Source organism: Vibrio sp. 2092, assembly GCF_033339635.1.
Classification (GTDB): Bacteria; Pseudomonadota; Gammaproteobacteria; order Enterobacterales; family Vibrionaceae; genus Vibrio; species Vibrio alginolyticus.
Window position 1 is genome coordinate 26,751 of sequence record NZ_JAWOUY010000023.1, and the last position, 19,063, is coordinate 45,813.

Sequence of the window (19,063 nt, forward strand, 5' to 3'; positions counted from 1 at the left end):
CGCATGGACAGATATTTACTCGACATCAAAGCCGATGACAAACCGGTACTGTTGGAGCGCGTTCTACGTGTGATTCGTCACCGAGGTTTCGTGATCAAACAAGTCGCTGCTACGCAAAACCACGAAAGCAAAGTAGCCAGCGTCGAGATCATCGTCGACAGCGATCGACCAATCTCGTTTTTGATCAATCAAATAGAGAAGTTGTGGGACGTTCGTAAGGTTGAGGTGCTAAAAATCCGCAACGACGAACTGCCAAATCACAACTTACAACAACACGTAAGTGCATAAGGAAGGCAACAAATGGCAACGAAAACTGCAGATTTCATTTGGTTTAATGGTGAGATGGTTCCATGGGCAGAGGCGAACGTTCACGTTCTGACTCACGCAATGCACTATGGTACATCCGTGTTTGAAGGCGTGCGCTGTTACAACACACCAAAAGGCCCAATTGTCTTCCGTCACCGTGAGCATGCACAACGTCTAAAAGATTCTGCCAAGATTTACCGCTTTCCGATCCCTTTTTCTGTAGAAGAAATCATGGAAGCGACCCGCGAAACACTGCGCCAAAACAAACTCGACAGCGCTTACATTCGTCCATTGGGTTTTGTCGGTAATGTTGGCTTAGGCGTATGTCCACCAGTTGGCACTGAGATGGATCTAATCATTGCAGCATTTCCTTGGGGCTCTTACTTAGGCGAAGAAGCGCTAGAAAAAGGTGTCGATGCGATGATTTCAAGCTGGAACCGCGCTGCGCCAAACACCATCCCAACTGCAGCTAAAGCAGGCGGTAACTACCTATCTTCACTACTGGTTGGTGGTGAAGCGCGTCGTCACGGTTACGACGAAGGTATTGCGCTAAGCGTAGATGGTTACCTATCGGAAGGGGCTGGTGAAAACATCTTCGTTATCAAAGATGGCGTAATCACCACACCACCAGCAACTAGCGCGATTCTACCGGGCATCACTCGCGACTCGATCATGACAATTGCACGCGATAAAGGCTACGAAGTACGTGAAGCCAACATTGCACGTGAAGCGCTTTACCTTGCCGATGAAGTCTTTATGACAGGTACCGCAGCCGAAGTTGTGCCAGTAGCAACCATCGACAAAATTGAAGTGGGCACCGGTAAACGCGGTCCAATCACTAAAGAACTACAAGCGGCCTACTTTGGCCTATTTAACGGCACCACGGAAGATAAGTGGGGCTGGTTAGACTATGTGTACCCAGAACAGAAGTAAGAAGGATTAGGAAATGCCAAAATATAGATCAGCAACCACAACACATGGTCGTAACATGGCGGGTGCACGAGCACTATGGCGTGCAACGGGTGTGAAAGAAGAAGACTTCGGTAAACCAATCATCGCCGTAGTAAACTCGTTTACTCAGTTTGTTCCGGGTCACGTACACCTGAAAGACATGGGTCAGCTTGTAGCACGCGAAATCGAAAAAGCTGGCGGTATTGCGAAAGAATTCAACACCATCGCGGTTGATGATGGTATCGCAATGGGTCACGGCGGCATGCTGTACTCACTGCCTTCACGCGAACTGATCGCAGACTCTGTGGAGTACATGGTCAACGCGCACTGTGCCGATGCCATGGTATGTATCTCTAACTGTGACAAAATCACTCCGGGAATGTTGATGGCATCTATGCGTCTCAACATCCCGGTTATCTTTGTTTCTGGTGGTCCAATGGAAGCGGGTAAAACCAAGCTTTCTGATCAGATCATCAAACTAGACCTTGTAGATGCGATGATCCAAGGCGCGGATCCAAAAGTGTCTGATGAGCAAAGCGAGCAGATCGAACGCAGCGCATGTCCAACGTGTGGATCGTGTTCAGGCATGTTCACTGCAAACTCAATGAACTGTCTAACGGAAGCACTGGGTCTTTCTCAACCAGGTAACGGTTCTATGCTGGCAACGCACGCTGACCGTGAACAACTGTTCCTTAATGCAGGTCGTCGCATCGTTGAACTGACTCGTCGTTACTACGAGCAAGATGACGAATCAGCACTGCCACGCAACATCGCTACGTTTGATGCGTTCGAAAATGCGATGGCACTGGATATTGCAATGGGTGGCTCAACCAACACCATTTTGCACCTGTTGGCTGCAGCGCAAGAAGGTGAAGTGGATTTCGATATGGAAGATATCGATCGCCTATCACGCCAAGTACCACACCTATGTAAAGTGGCACCATCTACCCAGAAATATCACATGGAAGATGTACACCGCGCTGGTGGCGTCATGGCAATTCTTGGTGAGTTAGATCGTGCAGGTCTTCTACACAATGATGCGCGCACCGTGCTTGGCCTTTCGATGAAAGAGCAGCTGGCGAAATACGACATCATCCAAACTGAAGACGAAGAAGTACTTAAGTTCTACCGCGCAGGTCCTGCGGGAATTCGTACTACTCAAGCGTTCTCACAAGATTGCCGCTGGGATCGCCTTGATGACGACCGTGCGGAAGGCTGTATTCGTACTATCGATCATGCCTTTAGCCAAGAAGGTGGCCTAGCCGTTCTATCAGGCAACATCGCATTAGATGGTTGTATCGTTAAGACTGCTGGTGTGGATGAGAGCATTCATAAATTCACTGGCCCAGCCGTAGTTTTCGAAAGCCAAGAAGACGCCGTAGAAGGCATCTTAGGCGGCAAAGTAAAAGCTGGCGACGTGGTTGTTATCCGTTACGAAGGCCCTAAAGGTGGTCCGGGCATGCAAGAAATGCTTTACCCAACCACTTATCTAAAATCGATGGGCCTTGGCAAAGAGTGTGCACTTCTGACTGACGGCCGTTTCTCTGGCGGCACATCAGGTCTTTCTATCGGCCACGCCTCTCCTGAAGCAGCAAACGGCGGTGCAATTGGCCTGGTAAAAGAAGGCGATATGATTGCAATTGATATTCCAAACCGTTCAATTTCACTCCAAGTGTCTGAACAAGAACTTGCTGAGCGCCGTGCAAAACAAGACGAACTAGGCTGGAAACCAGTTGACCGCCAACGTGAAGTTTCATTTGCACTCAAAGCGTACGCGAGTATGGCAACCAGTGCTGACAAGGGTGCAGTACGAGACAAGTCGAAGCTAGAGGGCTAGCAATGATGGAAGCTCAACCCGAAAAACAAGTGAACCAAACTGGCGCAGATTATCTGCGCCAAATCCTTCGCGCACCTGTTTATGAAGTAGCAACAGTGACGCCACTGCAAGAAATGCCTCGTTTATCTGCACGTATCGGGAATAACGTGCAGATCAAGCGTGAAGATCGCCAACCCGTACACTCGTTCAAATTGCGCGGTGCATACAACATGGTGGCGAGTTTATCTGAAGCACAAAAAGCCGCTGGTGTCATTGCAGCATCGGCAGGTAACCACGCTCAAGGCATGGCGCTCTCTGGTACTAAGCTAGGCATCAAAACCACCATCGTGATGCCTAAAACCACACCAGACATCAAAGTCGATGCGGTACGTGGCTTCGGTGGCAATGTAGTGCTGCACGGCAGCAACTTCGATGAGGCAAAAGCGGAAGCGGAACGCCTTTCTGATGTGCATGGGTACACATTTGTCCCTCCTTTCGATCACCCACTGGTGATTGCAGGTCAAGGCACCATAGGCATGGAAATGCTGCAGCAAAATGGTCACCTTGATTACATTTTCGTCCCTGTCGGTGGTGGCGGTTTGGCTGCGGGTGTTGCGGTACTTGTGAAGCAGCTCATGCCAGAAATCAAAGTGATTGCAGTTGAGCCAGAAGATTCGTCATGCCTCAAAGCTGCTTTGGATGCTGGTGAGCCAGTAGTACTAGACCAAGTCAGCATGTTTGCCGATGGCGTCGCTGTAAAACGCATTGGCGAAGAGACTTTCCGTCTATGCCAAAAGTACATTGATGGCCATATTGCCGTCTCTAGCGATGAAATCTGCGCAGCAGTAAAAGACATCTTTGAAGACACCCGTGCGATTGCAGAGCCTTCTGGCGCGCTTGCTCTGGCGGGTTTGAAGAAGTTTGCTGAGCAAAACAAACTGCAAGGTAAGAATTTAGGTACTGTGCTGTCTGGTGCCAACACTAACTTCCATGGCTTACGTTATGTTTCTGAGCGTTGCGAGCTTGGTGAGAAACGTGAAGGTTTGCTTGCCGTCACCATTCCTGAGCGTCAAGGTGCCTTCTTTGAGTTCTGTAACCTCATTGGCGGCCGCGCCGTAACGGAGTTTAACTACCGCTACAACGATGACGCATTGGCAAATATCTTTGTCGGTGTGCGTTTGCAAGGCGGTCAGGAAGAGCTAGAACATATCATTCACGACTTACGTGATGGTGGCTACCCAGTGGTTGATTTGTCTGATGATGAAATGGCGAAGCTGCACGTGCGCTACATGATTGGTGGTAAGCCATCTAAGCCGCTTAAAGAGCGCCTCTACAGCTTTGAATTCCCAGAATATCCGGGAGCGCTACTCAAGTTCTTAAGCACACTCGGTACTCATTGGAATATCAGCTTGTTCAACTACCGTAACCACGGCGCTGACTACGGACGTGTTTTATGTGGTTTCGAGTTAGATGAAAGCGATTTAGCTCAGTTTTCTGCACATTTACGTGAACTTGGCTATCAATGCAAAGACGAGACAGACAACCCATCGTATAAGTTTTTCTTGTCATAAAACGCCACATTTTAAACATATCAATGAAAACACCTCGCTAATGCGAGGTGTTTTTTATGACTGTAACCAATCTTTATGTAGCTGATTAGGCGACCCAAGATAGTCCACCATCCACTGGATCAATTTATGATTATCATCTTTGCGCCATACTAAGCAGCAGTGACTGAGCGGTTTATCATCCGGCATGACCTTCTCCACCAGCACACCATCATTGATTAAGGGTGTTGCAATATGACGTGGCATGTAACCCACGCCCACCCCATTTTTTAAACATTCAATCGCACTATACCAATTGGGCAATAATAATCGGCGCTGTTGCGGATAATGGCCAGTATGGCGTTTTGGCAGCACGTTCGAAGTATCATCAAGACAGATCGCCGGAAATTGACTCACAAACGCTTCAGTAAGCACTTGTTGTCGAACGCAAGGATGAGCGGGTGACATTACAAATGCCCAATCTAATACGCCCATATCTTTGACTTCAAAATCTCCCCCAACGGGAACCGCAGATGTCGCGCCAACGACAATGTCGGCTCGACCTTGTGCTATGGCTTCCCAAGAACCATTGAAGACCTCCATATTGATCTGCAATTCAGCAAATTCAAACTCGCGATAGAAATCTTCCACCAAAGGTTTGAGTTTTTCTAACTTCACCACGTTATCTAAGGTCAGCTTTAACGTGCTTTTCCATCCTTGAGCCGCTCGCCGCGTTTGTGCTTTCACCTCTTCCATTTGACGCAGCAAAGAGCGCGCCTCGGCCATAAAAAGTTCACCCGCTGGAGTTAGCTCGACTTTCCTTGGTAAACGTCGAAACAGCACCACATCTAAATCTTGCTCGACCTGCCTTACTCCATAGCTGATGGCTGAGGGGACTTTATGCAATACCTCAGCCGCAGCGGTGAAACTGCCTAAACGGGCAACCGTATCCAGCATTTCCAAAGACGCTTTAGAGAACATGATTTAACCTTTCAAAAAATTTGATTGATAACCAACAATTTTAGCGTTTTATTTTCTCAAAATCGAAAAATAGAATAATAAGGTAAATAAATCAGGGTTGGCGCCAACTGATGTTGATTAAAAAATGATTAAATAATTTGACTGGTTGAATCATGAAAATCTCAAAACTACAGCTCATTTATCTGGCAGCATTATCGATGCTTGGCTTCGTTGCTACCGATATGTATCTGCCAGCATTCAAAGCGATGGAAATCGACTTTGCAACAGGCCCTGAGCAAATTGCGCTCTCTTTAACGGTATTCCTCGTTGGTATGGCGATTGGCCAGCTAATGTGGGGATTGGCATCCGATAAATTTGGCCATCGTAATACACTCGCAGCCGGGTTGGTGCTATTTACTATCGCGTCATTCGGTTTGGCTTTCTGTGATCAAGTATGGCAACTACTCACACTGCGCTTTATCCAAGCTATCGGTGTGTGTGCACCAGCCGTGATCTGGCAGGCTATGGTCATTAAGCGCTACTCAAGCAGTAGCCAACAAATTTTTGCGACAATCATGCCACTCGTCGCGCTATCACCAGCACTAGCACCTCAATTAGGGGTTGTGTTGGCAGATAACTTCGGCTGGCACAGTATCTTTATTACGCTAACACTGGTTGGTGTCTTTTTGGTCTTTGCGACCATGGCACAAAAAGACGAGAAAGCAGAAATCAAACAAACCAGTATGTCTGCCGACATCAAAGCGCTACTGAGTTCTAAAAAATACCTTGGCAACGTGTTTATGTTTGCGACGGCTTCAGCTGCATTCTTTGCTTACCTAACTGGGATGCCAGAAATCATGGCACAACTGGGCTACGAAGCAAAAGATATTGGTTTGAGCTTTATCCCACAAACCATCGCGTTTATGGCTGGTGGCTACTTAGGTAAAGTAGGCGTTCGAAAATTTGGTGATGAAAAGGTTCTGCGCCAACTGATTGGCCTATTTAGTGTCGCGGCATTAATGATTTTCATTGCTTCACAGTGGGAGCTGTCATCGATTTGGCCTATTCTTGCGCCATTCTGTTTGATTGCCGTCGCTAACGGCGCGCTGTACCCAATCGTGGTAAACCGTGCACTGGCCAGCGCACAACAGAGCCCTGCAACAGCAGCAGGTCTTCAAAACAGCCTGCAAATCTGTGTAAGTAGCTTCTCAAGTGCATTGGTAGCCGCAATGGCAAGCCAAGCTCAGATGGTTACTGGCATCGCAATCATCATCTGTATGGGTGGGCTGTGGATGGGATACATTCTGTCGAATCGCGAATTATCCAAGCACTTTACGACTCCTGACAACGCCCGAGTCGTGAGTGAAGACGAACTTTAATCGTTCAAATAATAAAAAGAGCCGCGCAATGCGGCTCTTTCTGTTTATAAGCTTTTCAACCCCCACTTCTTGGCGGTCTGCTTAAAAAAACCTTGAGTCTTTTTCAACTCAACCCAGTGATTGATGTAATTAATCCATACTTGATCGTCTTGCGGCAACAACATAGCAATTGGGGTTGGTTTACGCGGTGCGGTCACTGGCACTATCGCCAACTGTTTAAACTTATCCACCAACGTCGCTGCTTCCACATTGGACGTCACCGATACATCGGCCCTGCGAGCTAGTAGTTCTTGGAAGTCGCGCGCTGGCGCTTCAATAACAATATGCTGAGCAGACGGGAAGAACTCTTTCACCATTTTTTCTTGTACCGTACCTAACGTCGCCGCGACTTTTACTTCTGGTTTATTAAAATCCGCCCAATCAGAAAATTTGGCGAGATCTTTCTTTTGCACCACAGGTACAAAGGCAAGGTAGAAATACGGCTGGCTGTATCCAGCTACTTTAGCGCGCGACATGTTCAGAGATGCGCTGCCAGTAATATCGTATTTGTTGGCGGTAATGCCATTAACTAGCGTCTTCCAATCCGTGGGCACATACTCCACTTTTACACCGAGATCTTTAGCAAGTTCTGTTGTTACATCGATATCGAAGCCACGATAACTGTTTGTCGCGGGGTCTTTCATCGTCATCGGATTCCAATCTCCCGTCGTTCCAACTCGGAGTACGCCATTGTCTAAAATGGATTGAAGACGGCTTTCAGCGTGAGCGACTTGAGTCGCAGCAAGCAAACACATTCCTAGCACTAGTAAAATCTTTCTCATTTTTATTCCCTTAAAAATAATGACCTTATACGGTTTAATAATTAACCTTTATTAGAGCTCTACTGATAACATAGCAGTAACAAAGGAAGTTTTTTAGTTAATTCAGGGAGTAAATGTGACGTTTCGAACTCTATGGCTGTTTTCACTGCTATTACTCACTGGTTGTTCAGATTATCAATGGGGCTGGTATGTACTTAACCCTTCGACGGATCAAGGGCTCACCAATCTAAAGTTTTTAATCGCTGGGTTTAATGACACCATTCAGGTATCACTCCTCAGTATGTTATTTGCGATGAGCTTGGGTCTGATCGTTGCGTTACCCGCTCTGTCGGACTCTGCCTCTCTGAAGTGGATAAACCGTATTTATGTCGAGGTGATCCGTTCAGTGCCAGTTTTAGTCTTACTACTTTGGGTGTATTACGGCATGCCTACGCTATTGGATGTCTCACTCAATCACTTTTGGGCGGGTGTTATTGCACTGACTATCGCTGAGAGCGCGTTTATGGCGGAAGTGTTTCGCGGTGGGATACAAGCTATCAGCCGTGGCCAACATGAAGCGGCTGAATCTTTGGGCTTAAGCTATTGGCAAAAGATGCGCCTGGTAATTCTTCCCCAAGCATTTCGACAAATCCTCCCTCCACTGGGCAATCAATTTGTCTACATTCTCAAGATGAGTTCTTTAGTCAGCGTGATTGGTTTAAGCGATCTCACTCGCCGTGCTAATGAGCTGGTGGTGAATGAGTACTTACCCTTAGAGATTTATACCTTCCTCGTTTTGGAGTACTTGTTACTCATCCTATTTGTATCTCAAGCCGTTCGTTGGCTCGAAAAACGTATTGCCATTCCTAGCTACTAGCGATGAAGCCTTAGCTAGAAACAACAAAGCCGCTCTTGTTGAGCGGCTTTGACAATATAGAGACAGAGTGTAGGTAATGCTTATTTCTGTTTTACAGGACGCTGCCAGCCAGTAATTTTGCGTTCTTTGACGCGAGTAATTACTAACTCACCTTCTTCAACATCTTTTGTTAGTGTCGTGCCAGCACCGATGGTTGCGCCATCAGCGATAGTGACAGGCGCCACCAGCTGGCTATCAGAACCAACAAAAACATCATTACCGATGATGGTTTTAAACTTGTTCGCACCATCGTAGTTACAAGTGATAGTACCTGCACCGATGTTAGTACGTTGGCCGATCTCTGCATCACCTAAGTAAGTTAGGTGGTTCGCTTTTGAACCTTCTCCGATGCGCGCATTTTTCACTTCAACGAAGTTACCCACATGGGAATCGTTACGCATTTCAGCACCAGGACGAAGGCGAGTAAATGGACCAACCGTACATTCTTCACCAACCGTTGCACCTTCAATCACACTGTAAGGGCGAACGATGGTGTTGTCGTCGATTTCACAATCTTTCAGTACACAACCCGCACCGATAACCACGTTATCACCCAGTGAAACTTTACCTTCGATGATAACATTCACGTCGATTTCACAGTCCATACCGCACTGTAACTCACCACGCAAATCAAAGCGTGCTGGATCGCGTAGCATGACACCTTGCTCTAGCAGCTTCTGAGCTTGCATTGACTGGAAAGCACGCTCTAGACGAGCAAGCTGCGCGCGGTCATTGACCCCTTCCACCTCAATGGCATTGACTGGGTGTACTGCCTCAACGGCACGACCTTCATCGTGTGCAGCTGCAATAACGTCAGTTAGGTAGTATTCGCCTTGTGCGTTGTTGTTGTTTAAGCCAGACAACCAACGCTTAAGATCCCCACCAGTCGCAACCATCACGCCAGTGTTGATCTCTTTAATTTGTTTTTGTTCTTCTGTTGCATCTTTTTGCTCAACGATCGCAACAACAGGACCATTTTTACGGATAATACGACCGTAGCCTGTCGGGTTATCTAGAATCACTGTTAGTAGTGCAATACCGCCTGTTGGCTGTGCATCTAATAGGTTTTCAATCGTTTCAGCTGAAATCAGTGGAACATCACCGTAAAGCACCAGTACTTTTTCATCGTCTTCAAACTTCGGAGACGCTTGATCAACCGCATGACCTGTCCCTAACTGCTCCGCTTGAAGCACCCAATTTACAGGCTCTTCTGCAAGAGTGGTTTGCATTTGATCACCACCGTGACCAAAGACCAAGTGGATATTTTGTGCACCTAGACCTGTACATGTATCAATCACATGTTTTGCCATTGGCTTGCCTGCCAAAGTGTGTAGCACTTTAGGCATGTTCGAATGCATACGGGTACCTTTACCCGCTGCAAGAATCACAGCACTGAATTTCATTGATAACCTATTGACGTTTTATGTTAATTGGCCGTTATTTTAAACAGCTCTTTTAAAATAGTTAATGGAGTAAGGTAAATTTCCAACTAAAATTAATCAAAAAGGCGACCAATTGGCCGCCTTTTTTCATGCAACGTTGCTAATTGAGCTTAGCGACGCTTTTTTGTCAGCTCGATAACTCGTAGCTGAGCAATGGCTTTAGCCAGTTCACTGGCCGCTTGTGCGAAGTCCATGTCACCATGCTGATTCTGGATTTGCTCCTCAGCGCGGCGTTTGGCTTCTTCTGCCTTCGCTGCGTCTAGCTCTTCACCACGGATAGCTGTATCAGCTAGTACAGTCGCTGTACCAGGCTGAATCTCTACCATACCACCAGAAACATAAATAATTTCTTCGTGGCCGTGCTGTTTCACAATACGCACCATACCAGGCTTGATAGCGGTCAGCAGCGGTGTGTGACCATGGAAAATACCAAGTTCACCTTCGCTACCGGTCACCTGAAACGTTTCAACACGACCAGAGAAGATTTTCTTCTCAGCGCTTACTACGTCTAGGTGAAAGGTTATTGCTGCCATATCGCCTCCTAGTTAGCCTTATAGCTTCTTCGCATTCTCAATAGCATCGTCGATGCTACCGCAGTACATAAATGCCTGCTCAGGAATGTCGTCGTATTCACCAGCTAGTAGACCTTTAAAGCCACGTAGAGTCTCTTTTAGAGGTACGTAAATACCAGGGTCACCTGTAAATACTTCTGCTACGTGGTAAGGCTGAGTTAGGAAACGCTCAATCTTACGTGCACGAGATACAACTTGCTTATCTTCTTCAGATAGCTCGTCCATACCTAGGATAGCAATGATATCTTTCAGCTCTTTGTAGCGCTGAAGAGTCTGCTGAACACCACGAGCAACTTCGTAGTGATCTTGACCAACGACTAGTGGATCAAGCATACGAGATGTTGAATCTAGCGGGTCGATCGCAGGGTATAGACCCATTGCAGCGATGTTACGGTTAAGTACAACCGTTGCATCCAAGTGCGCGAACGTTGTTGCTGGAGACGGGTCAGTCAAGTCATCCGCTGGTACGTATACCGCCTGTACAGACGTGATAGAACCTGATTTCGTTGACGTGATACGCTCCTGAAGTACACCCATCTCTTCTGCAAGAGTTGGCTGGTAACCTACCGCAGAAGGCATACGACCTAGTAGTGCTGATACCTCTGTACCTGCAAGTGTGTAACGGTAGATGTTATCAATGAACAGTAGTACGTCACGACCTTCGTCACGGAAACGCTCTGCCATTGTTAGACCAGTCAGTGCAACACGTAGACGGTTACCTGGTGGCTCGTTCATCTGACCGTAAACCATCGCTACTTTTGATTCTTCAGGCTTCTCAACGTTTACAACGCCCGCTTCCTGCATCTCGTAGTAGAAATCGTTACCTTCACGAGTACGCTCACCAACACCAGCAAATACTGATAGACCTGAGTGCTGTAGTGCGATGTTGTTGATAAGTTCCATCATGTTAACGGTCTTACCTACACCTGCACCACCGAATAGACCGATTTTACCACCCTTAGCGAATGGACAAATTAGGTCGATTACTTTAACGCCCGTTTCTAGAAGTGCAATTTCGTTTGATTGCTCTTCGTAGCTTGGTGCACTACGGTGGATAGAGTAAACCTCTTCCGCACCCACTTCACCACGCTCGTCAATCGCGTCACCTAGGACGTTCATGATACGACCTAGAGTTTTAGTACCTACTGGTACTGAAATTGGAGCGCCAGTGTTAACCACTTCTACTCCACGACGTAAACCATCAGAGCTACCCATTACGATACAACGAACTACGCCACCGCCTAGCTGTTGTTGAACTTCAAGAACTAGACGCTCTTTTGAGTCCGTTACGTTTAGAGCGTCATATACACTAGGTACATTGCTCTGTGGGAACTCTACGTCGACTACCGCACCGATGATCTGTACGATCTTACCTGTAGCCATCGTTAATCCTCTAAACTATTTCGTTTTACCTAAGCTTAAACCGCAGCTGCACCACCAACGATTTCTGATAGTTCTTGTGTAATCGCAGCCTGACGGGCTTTGTTGTACACAAGTTCCAAATCGTCAATCAAACTGGTTGCGTTATCCGTTGCAGCCTTCATCGCAATCATTCGAGCCGCTTGCTCACAAGCAAGGTTCTCAACCACACCTTGGTATACCTGAGACTCTACGTAACGCACTAATAGCGTATCCAGTAGAGGTTTTGGTTCAGGCTCATAGATGTAGTCCCATGAATGCTCACGCTGCATCTCTTCGCTGTCCGATTTAGGCAAAGGTAGCAATTGATCGATCGTTGGTTGCTGAACCATAGTATTTACAAACTTGTTGAATACTACATATAGACGGTCCAGTTCACCTTCATCGTATTTCTTCAGCATTACGCCAACAGAGCCGATTAGGTCTTGTAGGCTTGGATTATCTCCAAGACCAGAAACCTGTGCCGCAACTTTTGCGCCACCATGTTTAAAGAAAGCTGTTGCTTTTGAGCCAACAACGGCTAGCTCAATCTCAGCACCTTTCTCTCTCCATGCTTGCATGTCTGTAACGGCTTTTTTGAACACGTTAATGTTCAAACCACCACACAGACCACGGTCTGTCGAAACGATGATGTAACCAACACGTTTAGCTTCACGCTCTTCTAGGTACGGATGACGGTACTCTAGGTTTGCGTTAGCCACATGACCGATCACTTTACGCATTGTTTCAGCGTATGGACGAGAAGCTTCCATTGCATCTTGAGAACGACGCATTTTTGAAGCTGCTACCATTTCCATCGCTTTCGTAATTTTCTGAGTGCTTTTAACACTACCGATTTTATTACGTATCTCTTTTGCGCCGGCCATCGTTACTCTCCGTTAGTTGGTGGCAGAAACTGCCACCGACCTAATTACCAAGTTTGGGTTGCTTTGAAGTCGTCAGTCAGTTTCTTCAACTGAGCTTCGATTTCATCGTTGTAAGCGCCAGACTTGTCGATCTCAGCTGCTAGTTCAGCGTATTGACCGCGAGCGTACGATAGTAGAGCCGCCTCGAAATCTAGAACTTTGTTAAGTTCTACATCATCAAGGTAACCGCGCTCTGCCGCGAAGATAGTTAGAGCTTGGTCAAATACAGACATTGGAGCGTACTGCTTCTGCTTCATTAGTTCTGTAACTTTTTGACCATGGTCTAGCTGTTTCTTCGTTGCGTCATCAAGGTCAGAAGAGAACTGAGCAAATGCCGCTAGTTCACGGTATGCAGCTAGTGCTGTACGGATACCACCTGATAGTTTCTTGATGATTTTCGTCTGAGCTGAACCACCTACACGAGATACTGAGATACCAGGGTCAACAGCAGGACGAACACCAGCGTTGAATAGCTCAGTTTGTAGGAAGATCTGACCATCGGTAATCGAGATTACGTTAGTCGGTACGAATGCTGAAACGTCACCTGCTTGAGTTTCGATGATAGGAAGAGCAGTCAAAGAACCAGTCTTACCTTTCACTTCACCGTTAGTGAAACGCTCTACGTACTCTTCGTTTACACGAGCTGCACGCTCTAGTAGACGCGAGTGTAAGTAGAATACGTCACCTGGGAATGCCTCACGGCCTGGTGGACGTTTAAGTAGTAGAGAGATCTGACGGTAAGCTACCGCTTGCTTAGATAGATCATCGTAAACAATCAGTGCGTCTTCACCGCGATCGCGGAAGTATTCACCCATCGCACAACCTGCGTAAGGCGCTAGGTATTGAAGCGCTGCAGATTCAGAAGCTGATGCAACTACAACGATAGTATTTTGTAGTGCGCCGTGCTCTTCTAGTTTGCGAACAACGTTAGCGATAGTCGATGCTTTCTGACCGATTGCTACGTAGATAGAGAAAATACCAGAGTCTTTCTGGTTGATGATCGCGTCGATCGCCAGTGCTGTTTTACCAATCTGACGGTCACCGATGATAAGCTCACGCTGACCACGACCGATTGGGATCATTGAGTCAACTGACTTATAACCAGTTTGCACAGGTTGGTCTACCGATTTACGGTCGATTACACCTGGTGCGATCACTTCTACAGGCGAAGTCATTTTCGCTTCGATTGGACCTTTACCGTCGATAGGCTCACCCAGCGTATTTACTACGCGGCCTAGCAGTTCTGGACCAACTGGCACTTCAAGAATGCGGCCAGTACCTGTAACTTTCATGCCTTCCTTAAGGTCAGCATATGGGCCCATTACAACCGCACCAACCGAGTCACGCTCAAGGTTAAGTGCCAGTGCATAACGGCCACCCGGTAATTCAATCATTTCACCTTGCATCACGTCCGCTAGGCCGTGGATGCGGATGATACCATCGCTTACCGATACGATAGTACCCTCGTTGCGAGCGTCACTAACAACTTCGAAAGATTCGATACGTTGTTTGATCAGATCGCTAATTTCCGTGGAATTAAGTTGCATGCTCCAATCCCCATTAAGACTGCAATGCATCGCTCAGGCGGTTCAAACGACCACGCGCTGAGTCATCGATGACTAGGTCTCCGGCTCGAATAATAACCCCACCAAGTAGGGTCTCATCTACACTGCAATTCAGCTTCACTTTGCGTTCAAGACGCTTTTCAAGTTTGCTGCCAATGTTTGCAAGTTGTTCATCAGAAAGCTCTGTTGCTGAAATTACTTCAACATCAATTTCTTTCTCATGTTCTTTTTTCAGAGTAAAAAACTCCGTGCAAACATCAGGAAGGGCCGCTAAACGACCATTCTCAGCCATTACCTTCAAAAGGTTTTGACCGTGCGCATCAACTTGTTCGCCGCAAACTGCAACAAAAATTTCTGCCATTTTGTCAGCAGAAACCGAACCCGTTAGTAGTTCGTTCATTTGTTCGTTTTTGGCCACTTCAGCAGCAAAAGATAACATTTGGCCCCATTGGTCCAACTGGTCTTTCTCTAAAGCAAAGTCGAAGGCTGCTTTAGCATAGGGGCGTGCGATAGTAGTCAAATCAGACATATGCGCCCCCAGACTTAAAGTTTTGCAGTAATGTTGTCGAGAATATCTTTTTGCGCATCTTTATCGATAGAACGCTCAAGGATTTTCTCAGCACCAGCTACAGCCAGAGTAGCAACTTGTTTGCGCAGCTCATCGCGTGCACGATTGCGTTCAGCTTCAAGTTCTGCTTCTGCTTGCGCTAGGATTTTCTGGCGTTCTGCCTGAGCTTCCTCGCGAGCTTCATCAAGAATTTGAGACTTACGCTTGTTCGCTTGTTCGATGATCTCAGTTGCTGTGCGCTTCGCTTCTTTCAATTGATCAGAAGCGTTGGCTTGTGCTAGATCCAAGTCTTTCGCAGCACGTTCTGCTGCTTGAAGACCATCAGCAATTTTCTTCTGACGCTCTTCGATCGCTTGCATCAATGGTGGCCATACATACTTCATGCAGAACCACACAAATAGTGCGAACGAGATTGCTTGACCTAGCAGAGTTGCGTTTATGTTCACAACAGCTACCCCTCTATTTGGACTTAGTGTTAATCAGTGACAAGCGATAATCGCCCGTCCCGAGTTAAAGGTGATTAACCTAGTTGACCAACGAATGGGTTTGCGAAAGTGAATAGTAGCGCGATTACGATACCGATCATTGGAACCGCATCAAGTAGACCCGCGATGATGAACATCTTAACTTGTAGCATAGGAGCCATTTCTGGTTGACGTGCAGCACCTTCTAGGAATTTACCACCTAGCAGTGCGAAACCAATCGCTGTACCAAGAGAAGCAAGACCGACGATAATACCTACGGCGATTGCAGAAAAGCTCAGTAAAGTTTCCATTACTATCTCCAATTTATAGTTGTTGGCTTAGTGCCCAAATAAAAAGCTTTAAAAAAATTAATGATCAGGATCTTCGTGTGCCATTGACAGGTAAACAATTGTCAACATCATGAATACGAAGGCTTGAATCGTAATAACCAAGATATGGAAGATTGCCCACGGTAGTGAACCCATCCATTGTAAGTACCATGGTAGCATTGCCGCACAAAGAATGAATACAACCTCACCCGCGAACATGTTACCGAATAGACGCATACCAAGTGATAGAGGTTTCGCTAATAGCGATACCACTTCAATTAGTAGGTTAAACGGAATCATCAGTGGGTGATTGAATGGATGTAGTGCAAGTTCTTTTGCGAATCCACCTAGACCTTTTACTTTGATGCTGTAGTAAATCATCAATGCAAAAACGCCTAGAGCCATAGCCATGGTGATATTCACATCAGCAGACGGTACAACCTTAAGGTAAGGAATACCTAGCCAATGCTCTGCTGGGTATGGTAAGAAGTCGATAGGAACTAAGTCCATCACGTTCATCAAAAATACCCAACAAAAGATAGTCAGTGCTAAAGGCGCGATCAGTGGGTTGCGTCCATGGAACGTGTCTTTGACGTTATCGGCGACAAATTCAACGATCATTTCTACAGCACACTGAAGCTTACCCGGTACACCCGCTGTTGTTCTCTTTGCTACTTTGTAAAAAATTCCGAGGAAGATTAAACCAGTAAACCAAGAAAAAAACAGGCTATCGATATGTACGTTCCAGAAACTTGTCTCCGACCCTACTAAACCCAACTTGTATAGCGATAGGTTAGAAAGGTGGTGGGCAATGTAACCGGACGATGTTAGCGCTTCACCTGGCGCAGCCATAACTCATCCTATTTTTTGTTGTTAATGAATAGCACTGGTGCACAGATATTAATACCTAGTACCAGCAAATAGGTTAGTTTGAGGGGAACAAGTTCCACCTGCATATACATGTAGGCAACATAGAACAGTGCAACCGTGATGAGAATTTTCAGTACTTCACCCGTATAGAAGGAAGCAGCGATGCGCTTGGCAGCGCGAGCTCCACTAAACATGAAAGCACACAGCGCGAATACTGCATTGGCAACAACAAAAATGCCTCCGCCAATCAGCGCTGAAAATCCCCAGTCAGGATTTATGGCTACCGCCATTCCTGCTGCCACAAAAATAACCGCGCCAGACTGGATCATTAACAATTGCCTTGCGAGCTCTCGTCCTGGTCTAGCTAACGCAGCTACCATGTATTCGTACCTCTAGTAATATCCACTTCGCACTTAACTCTCTGTGCTGGGAAATTGGCGAAAATTATACGTTCAGTTCAACGTAAAGCAATTCGATTGCATCAAAAACTTACAGTTTTGTTTACAAAACGACAACTTTCGCACAAAATTCGATTAATTAGATTAATTGACCTAAATCAATTATCTCATCTAGGCCTCAAGCTTGGCAATTAGTTGGTCCAATTTGTGAGGCTCATCAAGACTTATCGTCAATTTCGCTTTTCCGTTTGCAGAACGGGTAAGAGAAACTTTTGCATCAAGCAGCTGACTCAATTTATGCGACATTTGCTCGGCTTCGGTATCCTCTTGTTGCCCTTTTTGCTCATTTTGTGGGGCTAAGCACTTTTTTACTAACTGTTCGGTTTGGCGAACAGTCATTTGCTTCTTAGCCACTTGTTGAGCTACTTCGACTTGCTGTTCGCCTTCTAACGCTAACAGAGCTCGAGCATGACCCATTTCCAATTTTTTATCTGCAACCAGACCTTTTACATCAACTTCCAACTGATTCAGACGTAATAGGTTACTCACCGTCGTTCTTGATTTACCAATCACATCGGCCACTTGCTGATGTGTCAGCGTGAATTCATCTTGTAGACGTTCAAGCGCTTGGGCTTCCTCAATCACATTCAAGTCTTCACGTTGAATGTTTTCAATCAACGCCATGGCGATGGCGGCACGATCTTCAACTTTTTTCACCAAACACGGCACGCGTTTTAAACCCGCCTGCCTTGCAGCACGCCAGCGGCGCTCACCTGCGATGATCTCAAACTGACCATTTTCGACCTGGCGAACCACGATTGGTTGAATAATGCCTTGTGATTGAATCGAAGCCGCTAGTTCTTCTAGCGCTTCAGGCGCCATGTCTTTACGCGGTTGGTATACGCCCGGCTGCAATTGACCAATCGCTAAATCGGTTAACTCACCGTCTGCCGATAATTCTTGGCTATGCGATGCAATATGCTGTTTTTCACGAGCAAACGAACTGGTCGACAATAACGCATCCAGTCCTTTTCCGAGACCACGCTTAGACATGGGATTGAATTCCTTAGGTTAGAGTTAAACTGGGATTTCTTCGCGGCGGAGCATTTCGCCCGCTAGAGCAAGATACGCTTTGGCACCTGCGGAGTACTTATCGTAGTACATTGCTGGCTTACCGTGGCTTGGCGCTTCAGCCAAACGAACATTACGCGGAATGACAGTACGGTAAACTTTATTCCCAAAGTGTTTTTTAAGTTGATCGGATACTTCATTCGATAAGCGGTTGCGTGGGTCGTACATGGTACGCAATAAACCTTCGATTTTTAGGTTTTCATTCACAACAGCCGCTAACTTGCTGATTGTATCCATAAGAGCAGTTAAACCTTCTAACGCAAAGTATTCACATTGCATCGGCACCAGCACAGAGTCAGCTGCCGCCATCGCATTGATTGTAAGAAGGTTTAGAGAAGGAGGACAATCAATAAAGATGAAATCATAGTTATCGCGAACTGACGACAATGCATTTTTTAGACGCACTTCACGAGCGAAAACTTCCATCAATTTGATTTCTGCCGCGGTTACGTCTCCGTTCGCCGCGATCAAATCATACTTCCCTGTTGTTTGGGTACAAACGACTTGATCGAACGGTGTATCTTCGACCAAAAGATCGTATGCGGTGGCGTCGACCATATACTTATCCACGCCACTGGCCATCGTAGCATTGCCTTGCGGGTCGAGATCGATCACCAAAACCTTGCGCTTTGTTGCCGCCATCGAAGCCGCTAAGTTAATGCACGTTGTTGTTTTGCCGACCCCACCTTTCTGGTTGGCGATTGCTACAATTTTACCCACGATTA

20 protein-coding genes are annotated in these 19,063 nt (G+C 46.6%); 6 read left to right on the top strand and 14 right to left on the bottom strand.

From position 1 onward, the window contains the following. The first annotated feature begins 3 nt into the window (after positions 1-3). From ilvM to ilvA, 4 genes are read left to right on the top strand one after another with little or no spacing between them, the layout of a single operon-like run. The gene (gene ilvM / locus R7P80_RS25860) at positions 4-288 is read left to right on the top strand and encodes an acetolactate synthase 2 small subunit (protein ID WP_005378958.1); all 285 of its coding nucleotides are present in this window, start codon (positions 4-6) and stop codon (positions 286-288) included. A 12-nt stretch (positions 289-300) separates the two neighbouring features. Then, the gene (gene ilvE, locus R7P80_RS25865; RefSeq protein ID WP_017635602.1) at positions 301-1,239 is read left to right on the top strand and encodes a branched-chain-amino-acid transaminase; all 939 of its coding nucleotides are present in this window, start codon (positions 301-303) and stop codon (positions 1,237-1,239) included. Between the two features lie 13 nt (positions 1,240-1,252). Continuing rightward, a complete protein-coding gene (gene ilvD, locus R7P80_RS25870) occupies positions 1,253-3,094 on the top strand; it encodes a dihydroxy-acid dehydratase (protein WP_005383859.1) in 1,842 nt (613 codons plus the stop codon). 2 nt (positions 3,095-3,096) lie between these two features. Continuing rightward, positions 3,097-4,644, top strand: a complete 1,548-nt coding sequence (gene ilvA / locus R7P80_RS25875) for a threonine ammonia-lyase, biosynthetic (protein WP_225492058.1) — start codon at positions 3,097-3,099, stop codon at positions 4,642-4,644. A gap of 54 nt (positions 4,645-4,698) precedes the next feature. Here ilvA and punR read toward each other — a convergent pair whose 3' ends face one another. Then, the gene (punR, locus tag R7P80_RS25880) at positions 4,699-5,601 is read right to left on the bottom strand and encodes a DNA-binding transcriptional activator PunR (protein ID WP_005378948.1); all 903 of its coding nucleotides are present in this window, start codon (positions 5,599-5,601) and stop codon (positions 4,699-4,701) included. Between the two features lie 152 nt (positions 5,602-5,753). Here punR and punC point away from each other — a divergent pair, with 152 nt between their 5' ends. Then, entirely contained in the window at positions 5,754-6,959 is a 1,206-nt protein-coding gene (punC, locus tag R7P80_RS25885; protein WP_005378946.1) for a purine nucleoside transporter PunC, read from the top strand. A gap of 44 nt (positions 6,960-7,003) precedes the next feature. On the opposite strand, the gene R7P80_RS25890 is transcribed toward punC, so the two are convergent. Next, a complete protein-coding gene (locus tag R7P80_RS25890) occupies positions 7,004-7,780 on the bottom strand; it encodes a transporter substrate-binding domain-containing protein (RefSeq protein ID WP_005378944.1) in 777 nt (258 codons plus the stop codon). Positions 7,781-7,895: 115 nt separating this feature from the next. Here R7P80_RS25890 and R7P80_RS25895 point away from each other — a divergent pair, with 115 nt between their 5' ends. Continuing rightward, a complete protein-coding gene (locus R7P80_RS25895) occupies positions 7,896-8,636 on the top strand; it encodes an amino acid ABC transporter permease (protein ID WP_225492059.1) in 741 nt (246 codons plus the stop codon). A gap of 80 nt (positions 8,637-8,716) precedes the next feature. On the opposite strand, the gene glmU is transcribed toward R7P80_RS25895, so the two are convergent. The 12 genes from glmU to R7P80_RS25955 form a co-directional block, all read right to left on the bottom strand. Further along, a complete protein-coding gene (gene glmU, locus R7P80_RS25900) occupies positions 8,717-10,078 on the bottom strand; it encodes a bifunctional UDP-N-acetylglucosamine diphosphorylase/glucosamine-1-phosphate N-acetyltransferase GlmU (RefSeq protein ID WP_053304044.1) in 1,362 nt (453 codons plus the stop codon). Between the two features lie 149 nt (positions 10,079-10,227). Then, entirely contained in the window at positions 10,228-10,650 is a 423-nt protein-coding gene (locus R7P80_RS25905; RefSeq protein WP_005378937.1) for a F0F1 ATP synthase subunit epsilon, read from the bottom strand. Positions 10,651-10,668: 18 nt separating this feature from the next. Then, positions 10,669-12,072, bottom strand: a complete 1,404-nt coding sequence (atpD, locus tag R7P80_RS25910) for a F0F1 ATP synthase subunit beta (RefSeq protein WP_005383849.1) — start codon at positions 12,070-12,072, stop codon at positions 10,669-10,671. Positions 12,073-12,107: 35 nt separating this feature from the next. Next, a complete protein-coding gene (gene atpG / locus R7P80_RS25915) occupies positions 12,108-12,974 on the bottom strand; it encodes a F0F1 ATP synthase subunit gamma (protein ID WP_005378932.1) in 867 nt (288 codons plus the stop codon). 44 nt (positions 12,975-13,018) lie between these two features. Then, positions 13,019-14,560 carry a F0F1 ATP synthase subunit alpha gene (atpA, locus tag R7P80_RS25920; RefSeq protein WP_225492060.1) on the bottom strand — a complete coding sequence of 514 codons (1,542 nt, stop codon included), beginning with the start codon at positions 14,558-14,560 and terminating at the stop codon, positions 13,019-13,021. Positions 14,561-14,573: 13 nt separating this feature from the next. Continuing rightward, positions 14,574-15,107, bottom strand: a complete 534-nt coding sequence (gene atpH, locus R7P80_RS25925) for a F0F1 ATP synthase subunit delta (protein WP_017635596.1) — start codon at positions 15,105-15,107, stop codon at positions 14,574-14,576. A 14-nt stretch (positions 15,108-15,121) separates the two neighbouring features. Continuing rightward, positions 15,122-15,592: a F0F1 ATP synthase subunit B gene (gene atpF / locus R7P80_RS25930; RefSeq protein WP_005378929.1), complete on the bottom strand. Its 471-nt coding sequence runs from the start codon at positions 15,590-15,592 to the stop codon at positions 15,122-15,124. A gap of 74 nt (positions 15,593-15,666) precedes the next feature. Next, positions 15,667-15,921, bottom strand: a complete 255-nt coding sequence (gene atpE, locus R7P80_RS25935) for a F0F1 ATP synthase subunit C (protein ID WP_002540812.1) — start codon at positions 15,919-15,921, stop codon at positions 15,667-15,669. A 57-nt stretch (positions 15,922-15,978) separates the two neighbouring features. Further along, positions 15,979-16,791, bottom strand: coding sequence for a F0F1 ATP synthase subunit A (atpB, locus tag R7P80_RS25940; RefSeq protein ID WP_005378922.1), 813 nt, complete (start codon positions 16,789-16,791; stop codon positions 15,979-15,981). Between the two features lie 8 nt (positions 16,792-16,799). Further along, positions 16,800-17,189, bottom strand: a complete 390-nt coding sequence (locus R7P80_RS25945) for a F0F1 ATP synthase subunit I (protein WP_005378921.1) — start codon at positions 17,187-17,189, stop codon at positions 16,800-16,802. 189 nt (positions 17,190-17,378) lie between these two features. Continuing rightward, the gene (locus R7P80_RS25950; RefSeq protein WP_005383840.1) at positions 17,379-18,260 is read right to left on the bottom strand and encodes a ParB/RepB/Spo0J family partition protein; all 882 of its coding nucleotides are present in this window, start codon (positions 18,258-18,260) and stop codon (positions 17,379-17,381) included. A gap of 24 nt (positions 18,261-18,284) precedes the next feature. Further along, entirely contained in the window at positions 18,285-19,058 is a 774-nt protein-coding gene (locus tag R7P80_RS25955) for a ParA family protein (RefSeq protein ID WP_005383838.1), read from the bottom strand. Positions 19,059-19,063: the final 5 nt, after the last annotated feature.